Genomic DNA, 5,093 nt, shown 5'->3' with positions numbered 1-5,093 from the left:
CCCCGGGACTCTTTCACTTTGAGTCCTAGTCGGTCCCAGGCCAGGGACTCCACCATGCGCGGGGGGAACTCGGAGGGGGTGAGCTGGACGGTGCGTGAGGCCCCTTCGCGGAAGAGGACCAGGGGGAAGGCGGAGCGCGCGGGGTAGCCGCGCACGCGGGTGTCGAAGTCCTCGGCGTCCTGGATGCGGGAGCCGCCCAGCTCCGCGACGATGTCCCCGCGCTTCACGCCGGCCTGGTCCGCCGGGCTGCCGGCCTCCACGGACGTCACCAGCGCGCCGTAGGAGCGGTCCCACCCTAGCTGTCGGGCAGCCCGCGGCGTCAGGTCCACGGCATCCAGGCCCACCCAGGACGGGCGCACCTTGCCGAAGCGGGTGAGCTCATCGACGATGCGGCGCACCTTGTCGGCGGGGATGGCGAAGCCGATGCCCTGCGCGCCGCCGCCGAAGATGGCGGTGTTGATGCCGATGATTTCGCCGTCCACGTTGAGCAGCGGGCCGCCCGAGTTGCCGGGGTTGATGGCCGCGTCCGTCTGGACGAAGTCGTTGTACACGCGGTTGTCCGCGCGGAAGGTGCGGCCCACGGCGGAGACCACGCCCGCCGTGACGGTTTTACTCAGGCCGAACGGGCTGCCGATGGCGACCACCGTCTCGCCAATCATCAGGTCCGCGCTGGTGCCCAGCCGGGCGATGGGCAGCGCCTCCTTCGCCGTTACCTTGAGCACGGCCAGGTCGTTGCCCGCGTCGCTGCCGATGACCTCCGCGTCGTACGAGCGACCGTCCGCGAGCACGACGTGGATGGCGGAGGCGCCCCGGATGACGTGGTCATTGGTGACGATGATGCCCGTCGGGTCGATGATGACGCCGCTGCCCAGGCCCTCGATTTTCTGGCGGCCCTGCTCGCCGCCCATGCCCCCGAAGAACTCCTCCAGCGGAGACCGGCGGCGGAAGCGCGACTCCACCTCCTGTTCGGTGCCGATGTAGACGACGGCCGGGGAGACCTTCTGGACGACCTCCACCACGGCATCGCGACGCCGGGCCATGTCCGCGCTCGCGCCGCTGGACGCCAGCAGCGTCACCACCAGGGGTCCCCACCTCATGACTCCAGCCTTCATGTCAGCCCTCCGTGCGCCCGCAGCGGATTGTCCGGCGAATGACACGCAGACTGTCGGGAAGCCGGCGTCATTCCCACGATTCGCTGGAGGCGGTGCGTTGCCTTTCATAGATCAGTCCGCACGTCCGTGAACGATTGCATCACCGGGAGGCGGCCGTTCCCCGAGGATTCCGGTTCATCCCAGGGGCAGGCGAAGTCCTGGCGGCGTGGCTTGGGGGCCGCGCTGGTGCGGAGGAGCGGAAGAATGAGTCTCGTCCTGGTCGCGGATGATGAGCCCGCCGTGCTGGAAGTTCTCAGCCAGGTGGTGGAGGACCTCGGGCACGAGGTGGTGAGGGCCCGAGACGGCGAGGAGGCGCTGGGCCTGGCCCGGGCGTGTCGCCCACACCTGGTGGTGACAGACCACATGATGCCTCGGCTGAGCGGGGTGGAGCTGTGCCGCCGGCTGAAGCGAGACGCGGACCTGAAAGACGTGCCCGTCATCCTGCTGAGCGCCGTGTTGCCGCAGGGGGCGCCGGAGGCGCACGCGTTCCTGCACAAGCCGTTCGAAATCACGGACTTCGAGGCGCTCATCCACCAGTCGCTGGTGAACGCGCCGAAGCCCGTGGTGGGAGTCGAAGTCCCACCTGGGGCGACGCTGAGCCAGTGGGCGGCGAGGGCGCTGCAGGGGCCGCTGGAGGAAGCGCGGCGACAGCTTCGTCGCCTGGAGTCGGGGCCCTCGGTGGACCGGGCCGCGCTGGAGGTCCTGCGCGCGCAGCTCGAGTCGATGGATACGGTGGCGTCGGAGCTGGCGCGCCTGCACGGGGGCGCGCTGTCCGTGGAGTCCCCGTTGGGGCGGGGCCTGTTGTTCGGGGCTCGGGTGCCGAAGGGGAGCGTGAGCTGAGGCTCAGGCCTTCTGGGACTTCAGCATCCAGCCAATCATCTTGTAGAGCAGGCGGGCGCCGACGTTGCCGTCCCACTCGCTGCCTTCGGGGTCCGGGGCGACTTCCGTCAGGTCGAAGCCGACGATGGTGCGGCCGGAGCGGACGACACCGGAGATGAGGGCGATGGCTTCCGGGAAGGACAGGCCGCCGGGGACAGGTGTGCCGGTGTGCGGGCAGAGCACGGGGTCCAGGCCGTCGATGTCGAACGAGAGGTAGACCTGCTGCGGGAGCAGGGCGACCATCTCATCGACCTGGCGGTTCCAGGGGATGCCGTCGAAGCGCTTGTTCTGGAGGGTGGCGTCGAAGAAGCCGTGGACGCGGCCCTTCGAGTCCTCGATGTACCGGTGCTCTTCCTGGCTCATGTCGCGCAGGCCGACCTGGACGAGCGTCTTCACGCCGGGGATGCGCTCGGAGACGTTGTACATGATGGACGCGTGGGACCAGGTGAAGCCCTCGTAGGCGACGCGCAGGTCGGCGTGGGCGTCCAGGTGGAGGACACCCAGGCCGGGGTACTTCTCCGCGTGGGCGCGGATGATGCCGAAGGAGATGGAGTGGTCTCCGCCGACGGCGGCCACGCGCTTGCCCTGGTCGAGCCAGTGCTTCGTGGTGCGGTAGACCAGCCCGTTCATCTGGTCGCAGAGGGCGTTGACGTCGCGAGCGGCGGCGAGCAGCTCGGCCTCGCCGGAGTGGATGCCGCCGGCCTCGATGACGACCTGGGCGCGCTCCTTGGCGCGGGTGTTCCAGTCGCGGAGCTCCTCGGACTCGGGGAGCATGGCGATGCCGCGCTCGTAGGGGCGGCCCGTCTCCACGTCGAAGAGGTCGACCTGTCGGCTGGCGTCCAGGACGGCGGCGGGGCCCTCGGAGGTACCGCCGCCGTAGCTGGTGGTGGCCTCGAAGGGGACGGGGATGAGGACGACGTGCGCCTCGTCGGGAGAGTGGGGGAGTCCGAAGACGCCGGAGCCCGGCTGCGCCGCGGCGCTGGGGTCGAAGTGGGTGGCCATGGCGGCGGAGGATAAGGGGCCGGGAACGGGGTGCAACTGTCCGTTAGGGGCGCGGGCCACACTTCCCCACGGTCTGGCCCACCTCTTTCAGGCAGTGAAGGGTTCCGTCGCCTGGCGCGCAGTCGTGGTCCTTGGTGCAGCCCATGTCGACGGGGCAGTCATGGCCGGTCCCCCCGCTCAGGGATGTCACCGTGAAGTCCGAGTTCGCGACGGATTCGATGATGGGCTGATTGCCCACGGCGCCCGCGGAGACGTGGCGCAGCTCCAGGGTTCTTTCCTCCCTGGTGACACGAAGCCGCAGCTCGGAGGGTCTCGTCTCGGGCGCCGTACAACCCGGTTCGAGTGCATCTCTCGTCGCCATGAAGATGGCGGTCTGGAGTGACTGGGCGATTGCAATCGATTCGGCACCGGCCGCGATGGCGACGGGAGTGTGGGTGCCAGGCGTCACGCCGTTGGTGTCGAACTCGAAGATGCACCGACGATTGCCGTCGCTGAGGATGACGAGTTCGCCGTCATTCACTGTCCCGTTGACCTGGATGCGGCCCTGGGCCCGGCCAGGAGTCTGTTCCTGGGTGCAGTCGTGGTTGCACGCGCCGCATGCATTTGAGTTCCCATCATCACAACTCTCGGGAACCAGGCTCGTGACATTGACATGTCCATCGCCACACTTCGCGACCTTGCAGGTGTCGACGCAGTTGTCGCTGCTGTCCTCATTCCCGTCGTCGCACTCTTCTCCGGGGTCGACAAGGCCGTTGCCACAGCGCTCATTGGACCGACAGTCCGCGCGGCATCCGTCGCCGTCACGTGTGTTGCCATCGTCACACACTTCATCCGAGGCTGTGTCGATGAGGTTGTTGCCGCACCGCTCCGTGGAATGACAGTCATCGCGGCACCCATCGTTGCTCACGGTGTTTCCGTCGTCACACTGCTCGCCTTGTTCCGTGTCGCGCACTCCATTTCCACACGTTTCGTTGGAGTGACAGTCTGAACTGCACCCATCACTCCTGAGCTTGTTGCCGTCGTCACACACTTCCCCTACGACGGAATCGACGACGCCGTTCCCGCACGTCTCCGTGGACTTGCAGTCGGCACTACAGCCGTCACCCGAGAGGGTGTTCCTGTCGTCGCACTTCTCGTCCGTGGCCGCGTCCACGACGCCGTTGCCACAGACCTCCAGGGACCGGCAGTCCGCGCTGCATCTGTCGCCGCTCTCGTTGTTTCCGTCGTCGCAGGTTTCACCCCACTCGACATTGAGGAAGCCGTCGCCGCATTTCTCCTGGGACTTGCAGTCCTGGGAGCACCCGTCGCCACCGACGGTGTTGCCGTCGTCGCAGGCTTCCTGAGTCACGGCGTCGACGACGCGGTTGCCACAGGACTCATCGGACAGACAGTCGGCGCTGCATCCGTCGTTGTTCGTGTTGTTTCCGTCGTCGCACATCTCGCTATCGGCCGCGCTGAGGATTCCATCGCCGCACCGCTCGACCTGGCACGCGGAGTTGCATCCGTCGTTCTGGTTGATGTTTCCATCGTCGCATTGTTCGCCCTGGCGGGTCTGGACGAGCCCGTCACCACAATCGTTGATGATGCAGGCCTTCTGGAACGCGGCGCATCTCTGGCCTTCGGGGCACACGATTCCGGAGGGACAGACCGTGCTCTCGGGCTGGACACAGGCGAGGGGGCCGGCGGTCAGGAATGAGAGGATGAACGCCGTAACGGTTCCACGGAGGAAGGAGTCCTGGTTCATGAATCACCTCTTCAGAAGCGAACCGTGCCCACGATGCCCTTCGACTCGGAGTCGAGAGCGGGGGCAATGACCATGGATGGACCTGATTCCTCGGGATTGAGGCGGAAGGCCCGCTGACGATTGAGATAGATGAGCACCGCCCCCGTGACGGCGGCGGCGCCTCCCAGGGAATAGGCACCCACGGCACCCGCGTGGAATCTGGAGCCCGTTCTGCGGAGCGCCGACAGCTCTCCCTCCAGGAGGCTCCCCTTGGGGTCGATGCGTGAATCGAAGTCTCGGAAAGCCTCATTCGCCTTCCAGTGCATCAGCCCGCCACC

General features: G+C 67.3%; 4 protein-coding genes and 1 pseudogene. 1 reads left to right on the top strand and 4 read right to left on the bottom strand.

Going from position 1 to position 5,093, the window contains the following annotated elements; translation table 11 throughout:
* Window positions 1-1,112: trypsin-like peptidase domain-containing protein (locus tag HR086_RS44585; protein WP_174468688.1), on the bottom strand; the 1,112-nt coding region annotated here is incomplete at its 3' end.
* 243 nt (window positions 1,113-1,355) lie between these two features.
* On the opposite strand from HR086_RS44585, the gene HR086_RS44580 reads away from it, so the two are divergent.
* A complete protein-coding gene (locus HR086_RS44580) occupies window positions 1,356-1,991 on the top strand; it encodes a response regulator (protein ID WP_141649307.1) in 636 nt (211 codons plus the stop codon).
* Between the two features lie 3 nt (window positions 1,992-1,994).
* On the opposite strand, the gene HR086_RS44575 is transcribed toward HR086_RS44580, so the two are convergent.
* The 3 genes and pseudogenes from HR086_RS44575 to HR086_RS44565 form a co-directional block, all read right to left on the bottom strand.
* Window positions 1,995-3,032, bottom strand: coding sequence for an agmatinase family protein (locus HR086_RS44575; protein WP_174468687.1), 1,038 nt, complete (start codon window positions 3,030-3,032; stop codon window positions 1,995-1,997).
* A gap of 43 nt (window positions 3,033-3,075) precedes the next feature.
* A complete protein-coding gene (locus tag HR086_RS44570) occupies window positions 3,076-4,776 on the bottom strand; it encodes a DUF4215 domain-containing protein (protein ID WP_174468686.1) in 1,701 nt (566 codons plus the stop codon).
* 11 nt (window positions 4,777-4,787) lie between these two features.
* Window positions 4,788-5,093, bottom strand: a pseudogene (locus HR086_RS44565) (hypothetical protein); the annotation flags it as partial.

It is taken from the genome of Myxococcus sp. CA039A, from assembly GCF_013336645.1.
GTDB classification, from domain to species: Bacteria; Myxococcota; Myxococcia; order Myxococcales; family Myxococcaceae; genus Myxococcus; species Myxococcus llanfairpwllgwyngyllgogerychwyrndrobwllllantysiliogogogochensis.
Note: the sequence above shows the minus strand (reverse complement) of the source record. Positions and strands in the feature narration are given on the sequence as shown.

Coding starts and splice junctions, on each gene's coding strand:
- HR086_RS44570 (WP_174468686.1), bottom strand. CDS start 4,776: ATGAACCAGGACTCCTTCCTCCGTGGAACCGTTACGGCGTTCATCCTC.
- HR086_RS44575 (WP_174468687.1), bottom strand. CDS start 3,032: ATGGCCACCCACTTCGACCCCAGCGCCGCGGCGCAGCCGGGCTCCGGC.
- HR086_RS44580 (WP_141649307.1), top strand. CDS start 1,356: ATGAGTCTCGTCCTGGTCGCGGATGATGAGCCCGCCGTGCTGGAAGTT.